At 63.1% G+C, this 18610-nt stretch carries 16 protein-coding genes; 10 read left to right on the top strand and 6 right to left on the bottom strand.

The genetic code is table 11. The features are described 5' to 3' along the window. Window position 1: 1 nt before the first annotated feature. Window positions 2–994 carry a metalloregulator ArsR/SmtB family transcription factor gene (locus tag KW568_RS26585; protein WP_004576617.1) on the bottom strand — a complete coding sequence of 331 codons (993 nt, stop codon included), beginning with the start codon at window positions 992–994 and terminating at the stop codon, window positions 2–4. Between the two features lie 250 nt (window positions 995–1244). On the opposite strand from KW568_RS26585, the gene tkt reads away from it, so the two are divergent. The 9 genes from tkt (at window position 1245) to KW568_RS26540 (ending at window position 10682) form a co-directional block, all read left to right on the top strand. Continuing rightward, window positions 1245–3242: a transketolase gene (gene tkt / locus KW568_RS26580; RefSeq protein ID WP_004576616.1), complete on the top strand. Its 1998-nt coding sequence runs from the start codon at window positions 1245–1247 to the stop codon at window positions 3240–3242. A gap of 190 nt (window positions 3243–3432) precedes the next feature. Continuing rightward, entirely contained in the window at window positions 3433–4494 is a 1062-nt protein-coding gene (epd, locus tag KW568_RS26575; RefSeq protein WP_004576615.1) for an erythrose-4-phosphate dehydrogenase, read from the top strand. A gap of 12 nt (window positions 4495–4506) precedes the next feature. After that, window positions 4507–5670 (top strand): phosphoglycerate kinase, encoded by a 1164-nt coding sequence (locus KW568_RS26570; RefSeq protein ID WP_003249382.1) that lies wholly within the window; start codon window positions 4507–4509, stop codon window positions 5668–5670. Beyond that, the gene (locus KW568_RS26565) at window positions 5670–5921 is read left to right on the top strand and encodes a hypothetical protein (protein WP_003249384.1); all 252 of its coding nucleotides are present in this window, start codon (window positions 5670–5672) and stop codon (window positions 5919–5921) included. The genes KW568_RS26570 and KW568_RS26565 overlap by 1 nt, the downstream gene beginning before the upstream one ends. Window positions 5922–5999: 78 nt before the next feature. Beyond that, the gene (locus tag KW568_RS26560) at window positions 6000–6329 is read left to right on the top strand and encodes an MliC family protein (RefSeq protein ID WP_004576614.1); all 330 of its coding nucleotides are present in this window, start codon (window positions 6000–6002) and stop codon (window positions 6327–6329) included. Window positions 6330–6429: 100 nt separating this feature from the next. Further along, window positions 6430–7494, top strand: coding sequence for a class II fructose-bisphosphate aldolase (gene fba / locus KW568_RS26555; protein WP_003249389.1), 1065 nt, complete (start codon window positions 6430–6432; stop codon window positions 7492–7494). 212 nt (window positions 7495–7706) lie between these two features. After that, window positions 7707–9833: a bifunctional diguanylate cyclase/phosphodiesterase gene (locus KW568_RS26550; protein WP_004576613.1), complete on the top strand. Its 2127-nt coding sequence runs from the start codon at window positions 7707–7709 to the stop codon at window positions 9831–9833. 39 nt (window positions 9834–9872) lie between these two features. Then, a complete protein-coding gene (locus KW568_RS26545) occupies window positions 9873–10373 on the top strand; it encodes a M48 family metallopeptidase (RefSeq protein ID WP_004576612.1) in 501 nt (166 codons plus the stop codon). A gap of 12 nt (window positions 10374–10385) precedes the next feature. After that, a complete protein-coding gene (locus tag KW568_RS26540) occupies window positions 10386–10682 on the top strand; it encodes a helix-turn-helix domain-containing protein (RefSeq protein ID WP_003249396.1) in 297 nt (98 codons plus the stop codon). Between the two features lie 25 nt (window positions 10683–10707). On the opposite strand, the gene KW568_RS26535 is transcribed toward KW568_RS26540, so the two are convergent. Continuing rightward, complete coding sequence (locus tag KW568_RS26535) at window positions 10708–11160, bottom strand: GNAT family N-acetyltransferase (RefSeq protein WP_003249398.1); 453 nt, start codon at window positions 11158–11160, stop codon at window positions 10708–10710. A gap of 153 nt (window positions 11161–11313) precedes the next feature. Here KW568_RS26535 and KW568_RS26530 point away from each other — a divergent pair, with 153 nt between their 5' ends. Continuing rightward, window positions 11314–12051 (top strand): ABC transporter substrate-binding protein, encoded by a 738-nt coding sequence (locus KW568_RS26530; RefSeq protein WP_004576611.1) that lies wholly within the window; start codon window positions 11314–11316, stop codon window positions 12049–12051. 18 nt (window positions 12052–12069) lie between these two features. On the opposite strand, the gene yccS is transcribed toward KW568_RS26530, so the two are convergent. The 4 genes from yccS to mdtD all read right to left on the bottom strand — a co-directional run bounded on the left by yccS (window position 12070) and on the right by mdtD (window position 18517). Then, window positions 12070–14253, bottom strand: coding sequence for a YccS family putative transporter (gene yccS / locus KW568_RS26525; protein ID WP_003249401.1), 2184 nt, complete (start codon window positions 14251–14253; stop codon window positions 12070–12072). Between the two features lie 83 nt (window positions 14254–14336). Then, complete coding sequence (locus KW568_RS26520) at window positions 14337–15518, bottom strand: NAD(P)/FAD-dependent oxidoreductase (protein WP_004576610.1); 1182 nt, start codon at window positions 15516–15518, stop codon at window positions 14337–14339. Window positions 15519–15639: 121 nt separating this feature from the next. Then, on the bottom strand, window positions 15640–16977 hold the full coding sequence (gene dbpA, locus KW568_RS26515) for an ATP-dependent RNA helicase DbpA (RefSeq protein WP_230065385.1): 1338 nt from the start codon (window positions 16975–16977) through the stop codon (window positions 15640–15642). A gap of 112 nt (window positions 16978–17089) precedes the next feature. After that, window positions 17090–18517 (bottom strand): multidrug transporter subunit MdtD, encoded by a 1428-nt coding sequence (mdtD, locus tag KW568_RS26510; protein ID WP_003249408.1) that lies wholly within the window; start codon window positions 18515–18517, stop codon window positions 17090–17092. Window positions 18518–18610 lie beyond the last annotated feature (93 nt).

The following is an 18610-nucleotide window of genomic DNA, read 5'->3' as shown; positions in this document are numbered from 1 at the left end:
TTTACCGATGGTGTATGTCGCCAGCCGTCCGCTGAAAATGGCGGACCTGGATCTGGAAACCGTTACGCAAGCCCACGTACAGGCTGTCCGCATGGGCCAGCCCGGCAGCGTTGGCCCAGCGCGCCAGGTCGTCCTGTTCGAAGCCCAGCCAGAGGTCGCCGCAGGCTTCGCGCGCCCACCCCTGGTCATGGCTGCACAGTTCGGTGACCAGCAGGCTGCCGCCTGCCTTCACCCGTTTGGCCAGCTGGCGCAAGGCCAAGGCCGGGTCGCTGAAATGGTGCAGCACCATGTTCAGCACAACGCAGTCGGCGGCCAGATCCGTTGCACCCAGTGCATCGGCCAACTGCAGGTTCACGTTGTCGAGCCCTTCGCGCTGGCACACCTGGCGCGCAAGCTCGAGCATGGTAGGGCTGTTGTCCAGGGCGGTGACCTGGGCGAAGCGCCGGGCCAGGTCGGGCAGGAAGCCACCGTCGCCGGGCCCGACTTCCAGCGCGCTGGCGGCCGGGTCGAAATGCAGTTTGTCGAGTAGCGCCAGCAGGCTGTCGCGGTACTGCGGAAGGCCGGCGATCAGGTCCTGCTGGGCACGGAACTTCTCTTCCACGCGCAGGAAGAAGTCCTGACTGGTGGCCGCCCGGCGCTGCTGTACATGGGCTATGCGCGCCTGCACATCGGGCGGCAGGGCCAGGTCGTCGACTTCTTCGAGTAGCGCCGCGTGCAGCCGCCCCCCCAGGCGCAGGCCATCGGGCAGGGCACGGCGGTAGAAGATGGCGTTGCCTTCGCGGCGGGTTGCCACGAGGTCGGCCTGAGCCAGCACCTTGAGATGATGGCTCATGCCCGACTGGCCGATGTCGAAGATCTGCGCCAGCTCCAGCACGCCGAACGAGTCGTTGGCCAGTGCGCGCAATACGTTCAGGCGCAACGCATCGCCACTGGCTTTGCACAGGGCGGCCAATGTTTCGCGTTGCTCGGGGATCGATTGCGCACGGAGGTTCATGGGGCGGCAGTCTAGACAGGCATCGATGCCCTAGCAAGGCCAATATCAAAAAGTTTTGATATTGGCGATGAGCTGTAAGCCGAAAGCCTCAGTGACACGCTTTGGGGCGCCCCGAGTCGCGCTCTGCTTCTTCAGTTGCGGCTTAAAGCTGGCGCTTGGCGCTTAAATGTTTGCCCCAAGCGCCCCCAGTGGGCGAAAATGGCCGCCTTTTTCGTGACACCACCTATTCAAGCCCCCTAGGAGATCAGCGATGCCCAGCCGTCGTGAACGTGCCAACGCCATTCGTGCCCTCAGCATGGATGCCGTGCAAAAGGCCAACAGCGGCCACCCAGGTGCCCCCATGGGCATGGCGGATATCGCCGAAGTGCTTTGGCGCGACTACCTGAAGCACAACCCGAGCAACCCGAAGTTCGCCGACCGTGACCGCTTCGTGCTGTCCAACGGCCACGGTTCGATGCTGATCTACTCGCTGCTGCACCTGACCGGCTACGACGTCACCATCGATGACATCAAAGGCTTCCGCCAGCTGCACAGCCGCACCCCGGGCCACCCGGAGTACGGCTACACCCCAGGCGTTGAAACCACTACCGGCCCGCTCGGCCAGGGTATCGCCAACGCCGTGGGCTTCGCCCTGGCAGAAAAAGTACTGGCTGCCCAGTTCAACCGTGACGGCCACACCATCGTCGACCACAACACCTACGTGTTCCTCGGCGACGGCTGCATGATGGAAGGTATCTCCCATGAAGTCGCCTCGCTGGCCGGCACCCTGGGCCTGAACAAGCTGATCGCCTTCTATGACGACAACGGCATCTCCATCGATGGCGAAGTGCACGGCTGGTTCACCGACAACACCCCCGCGCGCTTCGAGGCCTACAACTGGCAGGTGATCCGCAACGTCGACGGCCACGATGCCGAAGAAATCAAGATGGCCATCGAGACCGCCCGCAAGAGCGATCGCCCGACCCTGATCTGCTGCAAGACCACCATCGGTTTCGGTTCGCCGAACAAGCAGGGCAAGGAAGACTGCCACGGCGCCCCGCTGGGCAACGACGAAATCGCCCTGACCCGCCAGGCCCTGAACTGGAACCACGGCCCGTTCGAAATCCCGGCCGACATCTACGCCGAGTGGGATGCCAAGGCCGCCGGTGCCAAGGTTGAAGCCGAGTGGAACCAGCGCTTCGACGCCTACGCCAAGGCCTACCCGGAGCTGGCTGCCGAGTTCAAGCGCCGTGCCAGCGGCGAGCTGCCGGCCGACTTCAGCGAAAAGGCCCAGGCCTACATCAACGAAGTGGCTGCCAAAGGCGAAACCATCGCCAGCCGCAAGGCCAGCCAGAACGCCCTGAACGCCTTCGGCCCGCTGCTGCCCGAGTTCCTCGGCGGTTCGGCTGACCTGGCCGGCTCCAACCTGACCCTGTGGAAAGGTTGCAAGGGCGTCGAAGCCAATGACGCCAGCGGCAACTACGTGTTCTACGGCGTGCGCGAGTTCGGCATGACCGCCATCATGAACGGCGTTGCCCTGCACGGTGGCCTGGTGCCTTACGGCGCGACCTTCCTGATGTTCATGGAATACGCCCGCAACGCCGTGCGCATGTCGGCCCTGATGAAGCAGCGCGTGATCCACGTGTACACCCACGACTCCATCGGTCTGGGCGAAGACGGCCCGACGCACCAGCCGATCGAGCAGCTGACCAGCCTGCGCAGCACCCCGAACCTGGACACCTGGCGCCCGGCCGACGCGGTGGAATCCGCCGTGTCCTGGAAAAACGCCCTGGAGCGCAAGGACGGCCCATCGGCGCTGATCTTCTCGCGCCAGAACCTGCAGCACCAGGACCGCAATGCCCAGCAGATCGCCGACATCAGCCGCGGTGGCTATGTGCTCAAGGACTGCGCCGGCGAGCCTGAACTGATTCTGATCGCCACCGGTTCCGAAGTGGGCCTGGCTGTTCAGGCCTTCGACAAGCTGACCGAGCAAGGCCGCAAGGTGCGCGTGGTTTCCATGCCGTGCACCAGCGTGTTCGATGCCCAGGACGCTGCCTACAAGCAGTCCGTGCTGCCGCTGGAAGTCGGTGCGCGCATCGCCATCGAAGCTGCCCACGCTGACTTCTGGTACAAGTACGTCGGCCTGGAAGGTCGTATCATCGGCATGACCACCTACGGTGAGTCGGCGCCGGCTTCGGCATTGTTCGAAGCGTTCGGCTTCACCCTGGAGAACATCCTCGGTACTGCCGAAGAGCTGCTGGAAGACTGATGTAACAAATGGAGGGCAGTGACGCCCTCCAGGTCGTGCAAGGGGAGGGCTTTGCCCTCCATCGCGACGCAAGGCCGCTCCCACAGAAACGGTGCTGTCCTCCGGATGGCGCGGTCCCTGTGGGAGCGGCCTTGCGTCGCGATGGGCCGCAACGCGGCCCCAAAGCCATCATGCGTTAGCGAGCCAACCAATGCCCCACCCGCGTCCCTACAAAGTTGCACTCAACGGTTATGGCCGTATCGGCCGCTGTGTCCTGCGCGCGCTGTTCGAGCGGGGGGCAAAGGCCGGTTTCGAGATCGTCGCGCTGAACGATCTGGCCGATCAGGCCAGCCTGGAATACCTGACACGCTTCGACTCCACCCACGGGCGTTTTCCCGGCGAGGTCAAGGTCGACGGCGACTGTCTGCACATCAATGGCGATTGCGTGAAGGTAATGCGCAGTGCCACCCCCGAAGGCATCGACTGGGCTGCGCTGGGCATCGACCTGGTGCTGGAGTGCTCCGGTGCCTATAACACCCGTGCCGATGGCCAGCGTTTCCTCGACGCCGGTGCGCCAAGGGTGCTGTTCTCGCAGCCCATGGCCAGCGAGGCCGACGTTGACGCCACGGTGGTCTACGGCATCAACCAGGCCTGCCTTACCGGCAACGAGCGCCTGGTGTCCAACGCCTCGTGCACCACCAACTGCGGCGTGCCGCTGCTGCGTGTGCTGGACCAGGCGTTCGGCATCGAATATGTGCAGATCACCACCATCCACTCGGCGATGAACGACCAGCCGGTGATCGATGCCTATCACCACGAAGACCTGCGCCGCACGCGTTCGGCCTTCCAGTCGGTGATTCCTGTGTCCACTGGCCTGGCGCGTGGCATCGAGCGCCTGCTTCCGGAACTTGCCGGGCGAATCCAGGCCAAAGCGGTACGTGTACCGACCGTCAACGTCTCGTGCCTGGACATCACCCTGCAGACTGCCCGCGACACCAGTGCGGCCGAAGTCAACCGAGTGCTGCGCGAGGCTGCGCTGGAAGGTCCGCTTAAAGGCTTGCTGGCTTACACCGAGCTGCCGCACGCCAGCTGTGATTTCAACCATGACCCACATTCGGCGATCGTCGATGCCAGCCAGACGCGTGTTTCCGGCCCCCGCCTGGTAAACCTGCTGGCCTGGTTCGACAACGAATGGGGTTTTGCCAACCGTATGCTCGACGTTGCCGAACACTTTCTGCACGTCGTTCACCCAACCCGCAACAAACAGCCCTGAAGGACTGCATTCATGACCGTGTTGAAGATGACCGACCTCGACCTGCAAGGTAAACGCGTACTGATCCGCGAAGACCTCAACGTGCCTGTGAAGGACGGTGTGGTAGCCAGCGATGCGCGTATCCTGGCAGCGCTGCCGACCATCAAGCTGGCCCTGGAGAAGGGCGCAGCGGTAATGGTCTGCTCGCACCTGGGCCGCCCGACCGAAGGCGAATTCTCTGCCGAGAACAGCCTCAAGCCGGTCGCCGATTACCTGAGCAAGGCCTTGGGCCGTGACGTGCCGCTGGTTGCCGACTATCTGGACGGTGTCGCGGTACAGGCCGGTGAACTGGTGCTGTTCGAGAACGTGCGCTTCAACAAGGGCGAGAAAAAGAACGCCGACGAGCTGGCGCAGAAGTACGCTGCCCTGTGTGACGTGTTCGTCATGGACGCCTTCGGCACCGCCCACCGCGCCGAGGGTTCCACTCACGGTGTAGCCAAGTTTGCCAAAGTCGCTGCTGCAGGCCCGCTGCTGGCTGCCGAACTGGACGCCCTGGGCAAGGCCCTGAAGGCCCCCGCCAAACCAATGGCGGCCATCGTTGCCGGCTCCAAGGTTTCCACCAAACTGGACGTGCTGAACAGCCTGAGCAGTGTTTGCGACCAGCTGATCGTCGGTGGCGGTATTGCCAACACCTTCCTGGCCGCTGCTGGCCACCCGGTGGGCAAGTCGCTGTACGAGCCTGACCTGGTCGACACCGCCAAGGCCATTGCCGCCAAGGTCAGCGTGCCGCTGCCAGTTGATGTGGTGGTTGCCAAGGAGTTTGCCGAGACCGCCGAAGCCACCGTCAAGGCCATCGCCGACGTTGCTGCCGACGACATGATCCTGGACATCGGCCCGCAAACCGCGGCCAATTTCGCCGAGCTGCTGAAATCGTCGAAAACCATTCTGTGGAACGGCCCGGTGGGCGTATTCGAATTCGATCAGTTCGGCAACGGCACCAAGGTACTGGCCAAGGCCATCGCCGACAGCGCCGCATTCTCCATCGCCGGTGGCGGTGACACCCTGGCAGCCATCGACAAATATGGCGTCAGCAAGGAAATCTCCTACATTTCTACCGGTGGTGGCGCCTTCCTCGAGTTCGTCGAGGGCAAGGTCCTGCCAGCTGTGGCAATCCTGGAAGAGCGGGCCAAGGCCTGATGACGTCGGCGCTTGGCAAAGGGAGTGGCCTGGTGGTCAAACAATTGCCTGTGATGATGCTGGCCGGTCTGCTGAGCGCTTGCGCGGGCAGCCCGGCCTCGGATGCCGACCCGGCGCAGTCGCACAAGGGCGGTTGCTATCAGTCCGACTGGCAGGCCGAGACTGTGCCGGTCATCGGCAAGCGCGTGGGCCCGGAAGGCCTGGAAAAGTACGACGAAGACCACCAGCGCAAGGCGCCGGGTTGCCCTTGATCGGGTAATAGGCAACCTGAACGCTGATTTGTGGTCTTGAGGAAGGGCTGCACAGCAGCCCCAAATCGAGGAGACTGAATGAAAGCGCTTTTGGCCGTGACGGCCCTGGCGACACTGGCAGGATGCTCACTGCTGCAGCCGGCGCAACCGGCCCCGGCAGACAACTGGACCCGTTGGGTCTGCGACACCCAGGCTGAGGTGCTTTGGCGCTTCGCCGATGCGCAACGTGACCAGGTTGACGTGCGCCTTGGCGGCGGCGACCAGGTGTACCGGCTCAAGGCTGAACCGGGTGCCTCGGGTGCGCTGTACAGCGATGGCATGCTGGCCTTCCACACCAAGGGCGAAGAAGGCCTGGTGTACTGGGTGGCAACCAACGATCTGATTGGGCGGGGCTGCAAGGCACCGTGACTGGCCGGGCCGCGAGGGTGGCCCACACTACTTGAACAGCAACCGCCCCTGCGGCAGGCTTGCACGAAACAAACGACGCTTGTCGGGAGAGAGATACACAATGGCACTCATTAGCATGCGCCAGATGCTGGACCACGCCGCCGAGTTCGGCTACGGCGTACCAGCTTTCAACGTCAACAACCTCGAGCAGATGCGCGCCATCATGGAAGCGGCCGACAAGACCGACTCCCCGGTGATCGTTCAGGCTTCGGCCGGTGCCCGCAAATACGCGGGTGCGCCATTCCTGCGCCACCTGATCCTGGCTGCCATCGAAGAGTTCCCGCACATCCCGGTGTGCATGCACCAGGACCACGGTACCAGCCCTGATGTCTGCCAGCGCTCGATCCAGCTGGGCTTCAGCTCGGTGATGATGGACGGCTCGCTGGGTGAAGACGGCAAGACCCCGACCGACTACGAGTACAACGTCCGCGTTACCCAGCAGACCGTTGCCATGGCTCACGCCTGCGGCGTTTCGGTTGAAGGCGAGCTGGGCTGCCTGGGTTCGCTGGAAACCGGCATGGCCGGTGAAGAAGACGGGATCGGCGCCGAAGGCGTGCTGGATCACAGCCAGATGCTGACCGACCCGGAAGAAGCTGCCGACTTCGTCAAGAAGACCCAGGTCGACGCCCTGGCGATCGCCATCGGTACCAGCCACGGTGCCTACAAGTTCACCAAGCCACCAACCGGTGACGTGCTGGCCATCGATCGCATCAAGGAAATCCACAAGCGCATCCCCAACACCCACCTGGTGATGCACGGTTCGTCCTCGGTACCGCAAGAGTGGCTGGCGATCATCAACCAGTACGGCGGCGACATCAAAGAAACCTACGGTGTACCGGTCGAAGAAATCGTTGAGGGCATCAAGCACGGCGTGCGCAAGGTCAACATCGATACCGACCTGCGTCTGGCCTCTACCGGTGCCATGCGCCGTCTGATGGCGCAGAACCCGAGCGAGTTCGACCCACGCAAGTTCTTCGGTGAAACCATCAAGGCCATGCGCGACGTGTGCATCGCACGTTATGAAGCCTTCGGCACCGCGGGCAATGCTTCGAAGATCAAGCCGATCTCTTTGGACGGTATGTACCAGCGCTACCTGAAAGGTGAGCTGGCCGCCAAGGTCAACTGATCGACAGGTAACCCTGAAAAACCCGCAGCGATGCGGGTTTTTTTATGGGCGATGGAAACCTGTACATAATTTCCGCAGACCTACCGTTAGTCGGCTACCGTACAGTTTAACCACTGATAGCGTTCTGATTGCATTGCGTGTTGCAGCCTCAGGACTAGAGTACTAATGGATCCAACCGTATTTTGAAGTCGGTCACATAACAGAGAAGCAGCATGGATGGCGCTTACCCTCAACAGCAGCCACTGGATGGCAGCTCAGTTCTTCTGGTGGTAGACGACTACCCCGAGAACCTCATCAGCATGCGGGCCTTGCTGGCCCGGCAGGATTGGCAAGTATTGACGGCGAGCTCTGGGATAGAAGCGTTGAGCGCGTTGCTTGAGTACGAAGTCGATCTGGTGTTGATGGATGTACAGATGCCGGAAATGGACGGCTTTGAAGTCGCCCGGCTGATGCGCGGCAATCAGCGTACCCGACTGACCCCGATCATTTTCCTCACCGCCAACGAACAGTCCGACGCGGCCGTGCTCAAAGGCTACGCCAGCGGCGCCGTGGACTACATGTTCAAACCGTTCGACCCGCAAATACTCAAGCCCAAGGTCCAGGCGCTGCTCGACCAGCAGCGCAACCGGCGCATGTTGCAGCAGCTCAGTCGCGAACTGGAGGCGGCCAGGGCATTCAATGCGTCCATCCTGGAGAATGCTGCCGAAGGCATTCTGGTGGTTGATGCCCATGGCATCATCAGTTTTGCCAATCCGGCCATTTCCCGTTTGCTGGCGGCACCGGTGCAACAACTGCAGGGCACTCCATTGCTCGACGTTGTGCAACTGACCAGTACCAGCCTGTGGCGCGAGTCGGACTTCTACAAGGCCTACCAGGGGCGGCAGATCTTCCGCGTACATGATGCCCAACTGCGGACCCAAGGGGGGGAGCTTGTGCCGGTGGCGCTGTCCTGTGCGCCGTTGCCGGCCGACCAACAGGCCATGGTGGTGACCGTGCTGGACATGTCGGTGGTGCGTAACTTGCACCAGCAGCTGGAATACCAGGCTATTACCGACCCGCTCACCGGCCTGCTCAACCGTCGTGGTTTTTACCAGGCTGCTGAAGGTGTTCTGTTGCGCAACGAGCGCTCGGACAAGGCGCAGGCGTTGATGTACATGGACCTGGATGGCTTCAAACGCATCAACGACTCGCTCGGCCACGACGCGGGCGACCGGGTGTTGCGCTGGGTGGCCGAGCAGCTCAAGGACTGCCTGGGCAGTGAGGCCTTGCTGGCGCGTATGGGCGGGGATGAGTTCACTGCACTGTTCGACAGCTTGCCCTACCCGGAGCAGGCCGGGCGTTACGCAGAACGGTTGCTTGAGCGTGTTTCCATCAGCCATGAGGTCGACGGGCTCGATGTATGCCTTGGGGTCAGCATCGGCATTGCCACCTACCCGGACTGCGGCGCCAATGTTGAAGGCCTGCTGCGTTCGGCCGATGCAGCGATGTACGCAGCCAAGCAAGCGGGGCGTCAGCAATACCGCTTCTACGACCAGGAACTCAACGGACGGGCGCGCTCGCGATTGATGCTCGAGGATAGCGTGCGCATGGCCATCGAGCAGCAGGACTTTACCTTGGTGTACCAGCCACAGGTCGCCTTCCACGATGGCCGCCTGCGTGGTTTCGAGGCCTTGCTGCGCTGGCAGCACCCCAGCGTTGGCGATGTACCGCCGGGGCTGTTCATCCCGTTGCTGGAAGAAGCGCGGCTGATCAATCGCCTGGCCAGCTGGATCTACCGCCAGGGGGCCGCGCAGCGGCAGGCCTGGTACGACAGGTTTCCGCCGGACCTTGTACTCGGCATCAGCCTGAGCCGCGCGCAGTTCGTCATGCCTGGCCTGGTCGAAGAACTGCAACGGGTCATCCAGCTTTACCAGCTTGTCCCGACGCAGTTGGAGGTGGAAGTGGCGGAAACGTCGCTGATGTATAACATCGACGCGGCCGTCAAACAGATACACCGCTTGCGTGACCTGGGTGTGAGGGTGGCCCTGGATGACTTTGGTGCGGGTGACTGTTCGTTGCGCATGCTGCGCGACCTGCCTATCGACACCCTCAAGCTTGACCGTCATCTGGTGGCACGTCTGCCCGATTCGGCGGTAGATGCTGCGTTGGTTCGCAGCGTGATCGGCCTGTGCGCCGACTACCGTATCACGGTGATCGCCGAGGGGGTGGAGACCCCGGCGCAGGCCGCCTGGCTCAAGGCCAATGGTTGCGAATACGTTCAGGGTTTCCTGGTGGCTTATCCGATGACCGCTGCTGACGCTAGCGGCTTCCCGGCAATTTTCTCCTGGCCAGGGCCGTGATTGGCTAGAATCGGCATTCGTTACGCCGAATACAGCGCCATGACCGTACTACGTTACTTGCAAGCCTACCCCCCGCACCTGCAGGCGCAGGTGCGGCAGATGATCGACAGCGACCGCCTGGGTGAATACCTGCAGCGCCGTTACCCTGACCGCCATGACGTGCAAAACGACAAGGCGCTGTATGGCTATGCCCAGGATCTGCGCCAACAGTACCTGCGAAGTGCGCCAAACCTGGACAAGGTATTGTTCGACAGCCGCCTCGATCTGACGCATCGGGCCCTGGGCTTGAACACGGCGGTGTCGCGGGTGCAGGGTGGCAAGCTCAAGGCGAAGAAGGAAATCCGCATTGCCTCGCTGTTCAAGGAGGCCGCGCCACAGTTCTTGCGCATGATTGTTGTGCACGAGTTGGCGCACCTGCGCGAGCGAGATCACAACAAAGCGTTCTACCAGCTCTGCCAGCACATGGAGCCGGACTATCACCAACTGGAATTCGACCTGCGCGTCTACCTGACCTACCGGGAGCTGCCGGGCAACCTCTAAGGAACATGCAGCATGGAAGTGAGCAAGACCAAGAGCAGCTTCTACCGCCGTCTGTACGTGGCCTGGCTGATCGATAGCCAGACCGCGACCAGCGTGCCCGCCCTGATGGAAGCCACCGGCATGCCCCGTCGCACAGCCCAGGACACTATCGCCGCGCTGGCCGACCTGGACATCGTCTGCGAGTTCGAACAGCAGGAAGGCGCACGCAACCACGCCGGGCATTATCGCATTCATGATTGGGGAGCGATCGACAAGCAGTGGATCATCCGTCACTTGCGGCAGATCCGCGAAGTGCTGGGTTACCCCTGATGTGCAAAGCCCGCACAGGGTGGGCTCATCCCTTGCGCATTCCAATGGACGCGATGCCGTCCTCCAAAGACTCCTCGCCCACCACCGCAAACCCATGGCGGGCATAAAACGCCTGTAAATGCGCCGGAGCCGACAGATAAACCGGCACCCCCGGCCAACAATGCTCCGCCGCTTCCAGCCCCTTGAGCAGCAAGCTTTCGTCGAGCTGCAAACCTCGCGCCTGCGGTGATGTCACCACTCGTCCGATCACCACATCCCCACCTTGTGACTGCGGATCCAGCAGGCGCAGGTAGGCCACCAGCTTGTCTTCCTGCCAGGCCATGAGGTGCAAGGTATCGCCAGTCAGGTCCTGACCATCGACTTCCTGGTAGGCGTGGCGCTGCTCCACCACGAGTACTTCAGTGCGTAGCTGCAAAATGGCATAGAGCTGCTCCTTGCCGAGGTCGGTGTGGTGCTTGCAGAGCCAGTCGATTGACATGGGCACGAACTCCTTGGATGGGGCTCGATCATCGCATGCTGCACGTGCTTCGGCCAAAATAGAGGCTAAATGACACTATTGGCCGCTGCCCTCGGCAAGCGCTTTGTGTAATCTCACTGGCAGTGTTGCCCTCCATTGCGAAAGGACGTGAGCATGCGGCCACTGCTTTGTGTTCTGGGTTTACTGGCAACGATGCTGGCAACACCTTCCCCGGGTCACGCCAAGCTGCGCCTGGTGGCCGACAACTGGCCACCGTTCACCGATGCCAAGATGCCGGGCGGCGGCCTTGCGACCAGCATCGTTACCACGGCACTGGCGCGTGCCGGCTACGCCAGCGACTATGAAGAGGTGCCGTGGGCGCGTGCGTTGCTGGGGGTAGGTGAAGGGCGCTACGACGTGCTGATCAATGCCTGGTACAACGACTCGCGCGCCAGTATCGGGCAGTTTTCCAACGCCTACCTGAGTAATCGTATTCGCCTGCTGCAGCGTAAGGGCGAGGCGTTTAGCTACAAGCGTCTGTCTGACCTTTATGCCTATAGCATTGCCGTAGTGCGTGATTACGCCTATTCACCGGAATTCGACGGGGATCCCCGTCTGCACAAAGTGCCGGTGCGCAACTTTTCTTCTGCGGTACGCATGTTGGCGGCAGGGCGGGTAAGCCTGGCGGTGGAAGACGAGTACGTGGCCCGCTACAACCTGCAGCGTGAGCCGCAGGATGTGCGTGATGGGGTGATGCTGGTGGATCCGCCGCTGGGGGAGAACACCCTGCATATTCTGGTCAGCCTGAAGCACCCGGAGCATGATCGGATCGTCGAGCGCTTCGAGCAGGCGATAGCGGCGATGAAGGCCGATGGCAGCTATGCCCGGCTGCTGCGTCAGTATGGCTTTTGAGCACAGGCACTAAAACGATCAGGCCGGGGCATTTTCCTTGATCAGGTGTGCCGCCAGGGTCCGCAGTGGCCCCAGCTGGCGGCATATCAACGCCAGCTGCGTCTGCACCAGCCGCTGATGCTCATCCAGATCTTCCGGCATCTGCTCCAGGGCATTGGCCAGCGCCTCTTCGGCATCACTGTGAATCGCCACCGGCAGCCGTGCGGCCAGGCCGTTGGCAATCTCATCCAGGCTGCTGGCCAGGCTTTGCCCGGCGCCTTCGATCAACTGCTCCTGCACCTCTGCTGGCAACGCCGTGTCGCGGTGCGCGCCTAACCCCGAGAGGTAGCTGAGCAACGTGTGCGACAGCACCAGGAAGCGAAAGCCAACGTCGGCCTCCTTACGGAAATGCCCCGGCTCCATCAGCATGTTGGCCAAGGTGGTGGACAGCGCCGCGTCAGCGTTGTGGGCATTGCGCCGGGCCAGGCGGTAGGCCAGGTCGTCGCGCTTGCCGTGGGCATACTGCTGCATGATCTGGCGCAGGTACACGCTGGCGCAGGCCAGGGTATTGGCCAGCGCCTTGTTCAGCCGTCGGCCCTGCCAGTCAGGCAGGAACAGGAACACTGCAAGAATGGCAATCAGGCTGCCCACCAGCGTATCGAACAGGCGTGGCAGGAACAGGCCGTAGCCATCGCCGATCTGGTTGAAGCAGAACAGCACCATCAGGGTGATCGCGGCAGTGGCCAGGGTGTAGCGGGTGGTGCGGTTGACGAAGAACACCACCCCGGCAACCACGGCGAACAACGACTGGATGACCGGGTTGGGGAACAGGTCGAACAAGGCCCAACCCACTGTCAGGCCAACGGCAGTGCCGAAGATTCGCTGCACCAGCTTGCGCCGCGTGGCCCCGTAGTTGGGCTGGCACACGAACAGCGTGGTGAGGATGATCCAGTAGCCCTGGGTCGGGTGAATCAGGTGCACCATGCCATAGCCGATCGACAGCGCCAGCGGCAGGCGCAAGGCATGGCGGAACAACAGCGAGGTCGGTGTGAGCTGGGTGCGCAGGCGCGTCCACACGTCCTTCAGCGAGCGCGGCGAGCGGTCGAGCAGGCTGCTGTCGCTGGCGTCGGCCAGGCTGTCCGGGTTGCTGGCGGCACTGAGCAGGCGGTCCAGTGTTGCCAGGTTGGCAGCGAGTGCCCGCAGTGAGCGCAACAGGCCGCGCCAGGCCGGGTTGCTCTGGATGCGCAGGTGCTCCAGCGAGGCGTTGAGGTCTTCGAGGGCTTCTGGATAACCGCTGGCCAGCACGAATGGTTGGCGCAGGCGGATCGAGCGGGCCAGTTCCTGGCAGGATGAGCCCTGCTTACGCAACAGGCGCTGGCAGCGGAACATGACGTCGCTGTGGAAAAACGCCTCGGTCAGTGCGTTGTAGGGGTAGTGCGAGGCACTGACACGCTCGTGGATGTCCTGGGCCAGGAAGTACAGCTTGAGGTAGCGGCTTACCTTCGAGTTTGGTTGGCTGTTGCCCACCCGGTGCAGGATGATCTCCTTGGCTGCGTTCAGCGCGGCCACCACCTTGCCGTTCTGCTGGGCCAGTTCCAGGCGCCGTGCCTCGACGTCGAGCGTGCGGACCGGTTCAAACAGGCTGGCCTTGAGCTTCAGGTAGCTGCCCAGCTCGAAGAACAGTTTGGCCAGGCTCTGTTGTACCGGCTGGTTGGAAAACAGCGCCTGCCACAGCACCGACAACAGCCCGTACCAGGCCGCACCTGCCACCAGCAGCAGCGGTTCGTGCCAGAAATCGGTGACCTGGCCACCGCGCTGGTCCACGCCGATCATGGTGTAGACCGCAGTGATCAAGGTGGCCGAAGCGATGGCGCCGTAGCGCTCGCCCAGCGCCCCGAGCATGGTCAGGCCAAAGGCCGCCAGGGCCAGGGCAATGACGAAAATCCAGGGGTAGGGGAACAGCAACTCGACTGCCAGTGCAGCGATGGCGAAGCACACCAGGGTAACGGCCAGGGCGCTGAGGCGGCCCTGCCAGCTGTCGTCGGTTTCGGCCAGGGCGCTGGCGATGATGCCGAGGAACAACGGGATCAGCAGGGCCATCTCGTTCTGGTACCAGCACAGGGCCAGGCTGCCGGTAAGGGCAATGGTGACCCGGATGCTGTAGCTGAACTTGTCTTGGCCCCACAGGCGACGCAGTGACTGACGGAACGAGCTCGATGACATGATGGCCTGCCAGGCGGTGAGCGAAGAATGCACTGCAGCACGGGCCAGCAAGAAGCGTTCCGTGCTGCTGAAAGGATTCTACTCTACACGAACTGCGCGGCGGCGTTCGCCGATGCCCAAGCCCACTGGAAGTTGAAACCACCCAGGTGGCCGGTGACATCCAGCACTTCGCCGATGAAGTACAAGCCGGGGCTTTTCAGCGATTCCATGGTCTTGGACGACACCTCGCGGGTATCCACGCCGCCCAGGGTCACTTCGGCGGTGCGGTAGCCTTCGGTGCCGGCTGGCACCACTTGCCAGTTCGCCAGCTTTTCGGCGATGTGCGCCAGTTCCGCCGGGGTGTACTGCTTCATCGGCTTCGACTCGAACCACTGCTCGGCCAGCAAGTTGGCCAGCTTGCGGGTGAACACCTCGCCCAGCACGGTCTTCAGTTCGGCATTGGCGCGCTCGGCCTGCATCTGTTGCAGCCAGGTCAGCGCATCCCGGTCGGGCAGCAGGTTGATCTCGACCGTGTCACCGGCTTCCCAGAACGACGAGATCTGCAAGATCGCCGGGCCGCTCAGGCCGCGGTGCGTGAACAGCAGGTTTTCGCGGAAGCTGGTGCCATTGCAGCTGGCGGTGCAGTCCAGCGAGGTGCCGGACAATTCGGTGCACATCGCCTTGAGTTGGGGCTCGGTGATGGTGAATGGCACCAGCCCGGCGCGGGTTGGCAGCAGGGTGTGGCCGAACTGGCGGGCCACCTGGTAGCCGAAACCGGTGGCGCCCAAGGTCGGGATCGACAGGCCGCCAGTGGCGATGACCAGCGACTGGCAGGTGAACTGGCCGCCGCTGGTCTGCAGCAGGTAGCCGCTTTCGGTCTTCTCGATCTGTTCGATGCTGGTGTGCATGCGGATCTCGGCACCGGCCTCGTCGCACTCGGCCATCAGCATGTCGAGGATGTCGCTGGCCTTGTTGTCACAGAACAGCTGGCCGAGCTTCTTCTCGTGGTACGCCACGCCGTGCTTGCACACCAGCTCGATGAAGTCCCACTGGGTGTAGCGGGCCAGGGCCGACTTGCAGAAGTGCGCGTTGTGCGAAAGGAAGTTGGCCGGCTCGGTGTACAGGTTGGTGAAGTTGCAGCGCCCGCCGCCGGACATGAGGATTTTCTTGCCTGGCTTGTTGGCGTGGTCGAGCAGCAGCACCCGGCGGCCGCGACGGGCACTGAGCTGGGCGCACATCAGGCCGGCGGCGCCGGCGCCAAGGATGATCACGTCGGTGGAGTGCACGGTATGAACCTTCAGATTGAAATGCTGAACCCTGTGGGAGTGGGATCACCCGCGAATGCGACGATGCATTTACTGCCGCGTTCGCGGGTAAACCCGCTCCTACAGGGGGCTTTGCCTGGCTTTAGATAATGCGGACTTTCAGGGCGCGACCCTTGATCTTGCCGCTGTTCAGTCGCTGCATGGCTTGCTTGGCCAACGCCCGCTCCACGGCCACAAACGCCTGGAAGTCGAAGATGGCGATCTTGCCCACTTGCTTGCCCGGGATGCCGGCATCACCGGTCAGGGCCCCCAGGATGTCGCCAGGGCGCAGCTTGTCCTTGCGGCCAGCGGCAATGCACAGTGTGGTCATCACCGGCAGCAGGGGCTCGCCGCCCTTGTTTTTCAGGCTGTCCAGCTGGTCCCAGCGCAGCGGGCTCTTCTGCAGCGCTTCGATGGCCTGGGCGCGGTGGCCTTCGGCCGGTGCCACCAGGCTGACCGCAACGCCTTTCTCGCCGGCGCGGCCGGTACGGCCCACGCGGTGCACGTGGATTTCGGCATCACGCGCCAGCTCCACGTTGATGACCATGTCCAGGCCATCGATGTCCAGGCCGCGCGCGGCCACGTCGGTAGCCACCAGCACCGAGCTGCTGCGGTTGGCGAACATGGTCAGCACCTGGTCACGGTCGCGCTGCTCCAGGTCGCCGTGCAGGGCCTGGGCGACGATGCCCTTTGCGGTCAGGTGGGCGACCACGTCCTCGCATTGCTGCTTGGTGAAGCAGAACGCTACGCACGACTGCGGGCGGTAGTGGCCGAGCACGCGGGTGACGGCTTCCAGGCGTTGCTGCGGGTCAATCTCGATGAAACGCTGCTCGATCTGGTTGTCGGTGTGCAGGCTCTCGACCTTGACCTGCTGCGGGTTGCGCATGAAGTCGGCGGCCAGTTGCTTGATGCCGGCCGGGTAGGTGGCGGAGAACAGCAGGGTCTGGCGGCGCGACGGGGTCTTGCCGATGATGCTGGCGATGGCGTCGAAGAAGCCCATGTCGAGCATGCGGTCGGCTTCGTCCAGCACCAGGGTGTTCAACCCGTCCAGGACCAGGGTGCCTTTGTCCAGATGCTGCTGGATGCGCCCTGGGGTGCCGACGATGATGTGCGCGCCGTGCTCCAGCGAAGCGATCTGTGGGCCCAGCGAAACGCCGCCGCACAGGGTCAGGATCTTGATGTTGTCCTCGGCACGGGCCAGGCGGCGCAGCTCCTTGGCCACCTGGTCGGCGAGTTCGCGGGTAGGGCAGAGCACCAACGCCTGGCAGCCGAAGTAGCGCGGGTTGATCGGGTTGAGCAGGCCGATGCCGAAGGCGGCAGTCTTGCCGCTACCGGTCTTGGCCTGGGCGATCAGGTCCTGGCCTTTGAGGATGACAGGCAGGCTCTGGGCCTGGATCGGCGTCATCGAGGCATAGCCAAGGGCCTCCAGGTTGGCCAGCATGGCAGTGGACAGCGGCAAGGTGGCAAAGGCGGTGGATTCGGTGGTCACGAGGCGGGCCTGCGGTGCGAAGCGAAAAATGCCGCATAGTCTACCAGCCTCGTGGCCATTCGCCCTACGACTCCATGTGTTGTTCCGGACGACGGGCACGCCTTCCGTCCGTCGGCGCCAGCTGCAGGAAGATCGCCGCTGCCAGCATGGCCATTACACCGATGGTGACGAAGGTCAGCTGGAACGCGCCCAGGGTGGTTTCCACGCCCTCGGCGCTGCCTGCCGCAGTAAAGCCGCCCAACAGTGCGCCGGCGCAGGCCACACCCAGGCTCAGCGACAGTTGCGCGACCACCGACAGCAGGCTGTTACCGCTACTGGCGCTGGCGTCGTCGAGATCGATGAGCGTCACTGTGTTCATCGCAGTGAACTGCATGGAGTTCACTGCCCCCAGAAGGCCAAGTTGCACCAACAGCAGCCAATAAGGGGTCTGCTCGTCCACCAGGCCCAGGCTTGCCAGCAGGATGCCCAGCAGCAAGGTATTACCGGTGAGGATGATGCGATAGCCGAACCGTTCGATCAGCGGTCGGGCAATGGATTTGGCCAGCATGGCCGCCGCCGCCAGCGGGATCATGCTCATGCCTGCCTGGGCGGGTGAGTAGCCCAGCGCAACCTGCAGCAGCAACGGCACCAGGAACGGCAGCGCGCCGCTGCCCAGGCGGGCGAACAGGTTGCCGAGGATGCCGATGGCGAAGGTGCGCACGCGGAACAGGCTTGGCGAGAACAGCGGCTCCGGGTCGCGCCCGGCGCGCAGCCAGTACGCGGCCAGGCAGGCCATGCCGGCGAACAGCAGCAACATTACCCGCAAGTGCGGCAGGTGCAGCTCGCCCAGGCCTTCCATGGCAATGGTGATCAGTACCATCGCTGCGCCGAACAGCAGGAAACCAGGGCCGTCGAAGGTGGTGCGCTCGGCGCCGCGCAAGTCCGGGATGAACTTCCACACGGCAATGCAGCCAAGCAGGCCGACAGGCAGGTTGAGCAGGAAGATCCAGTGCCAGCTGAGGATTTCCACCAGCCAGCCACCGACCGTTGGCCCCAGCAATGGCCCGAGCAGGCCGGGGATGGTGATGAAACTCATGATCCGCACCAGCTCGCTGCGTGGGTAGGCGCGCAGCACCACCAGCCGCCCGACCGGCAGCATCAGCGCACCGCCCAGGCCTTGCACTACGCGGGCGAAGATCAGGAAGCCAAGGCTGTTGGCTGCGGCGCACAGCAGCGAGCCAAAGCTGAACAGCAAGATAGCGCTGAAGAAGATGCGCTTGGTGCCGAAACGGTCGGCGATCCAGCCTGAGGCAGGGATCAGCAGGGCCACGGTGAGCATGTAGGCAATGATCACACCTTGCATGCGCAAGGGGTCTTCGGCCAACGAGCGGGCCATGGCCGGCAGCGCCGTGTTGAGGATGGTGCCGTCCAGGGACTGCATGAAGAAGGCGATGGCCACCACCCAAGGGATCCAGCGGGCGGTGACGGGGTCCAGCGGGGTGCGTTCGGGCATGACGTCCTCGTTTGTCAGTGCCGGCCCTTTCGCGGCTAAAGCCGCTCCTACAAGGGTTACGCGTTCCTTGTAGGTGCGGCTTTAGCCGCGAAA

Origin of the sequence: Pseudomonas sp. HD6515 (genome assembly GCF_024971855.1) — a bacterium.
Classification (GTDB): Bacteria; Pseudomonadota; Gammaproteobacteria; order Pseudomonadales; family Pseudomonadaceae; genus Aquipseudomonas; species Aquipseudomonas alloputida.
The sequence above is the reverse complement of the archived record's forward strand: the minus strand, read 5'-3'. Positions and strand labels throughout refer to the sequence as shown.

Coding starts and splice junctions, on each gene's coding strand:
- KW568_RS26565 (WP_003249384.1), top strand. CDS start 5,670: ATGACGTCGGCGCTTGGCAAAGGGAGTGGCCTGGTGGTCAAACAATTG.
- KW568_RS26535 (WP_003249398.1), bottom strand. CDS start 11,160: ATGTCAATCGACTGGCTCTGCAAGCACCACACCGACCTCGGCAAGGAG.
- KW568_RS26560 (WP_004576614.1), top strand. CDS start 6,000: ATGAAAGCGCTTTTGGCCGTGACGGCCCTGGCGACACTGGCAGGATGC.
- KW568_RS26550 (WP_004576613.1), top strand. CDS start 7,707: ATGGATGGCGCTTACCCTCAACAGCAGCCACTGGATGGCAGCTCAGTT.
- mdtD (WP_003249408.1), bottom strand. CDS start 18,517: ATGCCCGAACGCACCCCGCTGGACCCCGTCACCGCCCGCTGGATCCCT.
- fba (WP_003249389.1), top strand. CDS start 6,430: ATGGCACTCATTAGCATGCGCCAGATGCTGGACCACGCCGCCGAGTTC.
- KW568_RS26570 (WP_003249382.1), top strand. CDS start 4,507: ATGACCGTGTTGAAGATGACCGACCTCGACCTGCAAGGTAAACGCGTA.
- KW568_RS26585 (WP_004576617.1), bottom strand. CDS start 994: ATGAACCTCCGTGCGCAATCGATCCCCGAGCAACGCGAAACATTGGCC.
- KW568_RS26530 (WP_004576611.1), top strand. CDS start 11,314: ATGCGGCCACTGCTTTGTGTTCTGGGTTTACTGGCAACGATGCTGGCA.
- dbpA (WP_230065385.1), bottom strand. CDS start 16,977: ATGCTGGCCAACCTGGAGGCCCTTGGCTATGCCTCGATGACGCCGATC.
- tkt (WP_004576616.1), top strand. CDS start 1,245: ATGCCCAGCCGTCGTGAACGTGCCAACGCCATTCGTGCCCTCAGCATG.
- epd (WP_004576615.1), top strand. CDS start 3,433: ATGCCCCACCCGCGTCCCTACAAAGTTGCACTCAACGGTTATGGCCGT.
- yccS (WP_003249401.1), bottom strand. CDS start 14,253: ATGTCATCGAGCTCGTTCCGTCAGTCACTGCGTCGCCTGTGGGGCCAA.
- KW568_RS26540 (WP_003249396.1), top strand. CDS start 10,386: ATGGAAGTGAGCAAGACCAAGAGCAGCTTCTACCGCCGTCTGTACGTG.
- KW568_RS26545 (WP_004576612.1), top strand. CDS start 9,873: ATGACCGTACTACGTTACTTGCAAGCCTACCCCCCGCACCTGCAGGCG.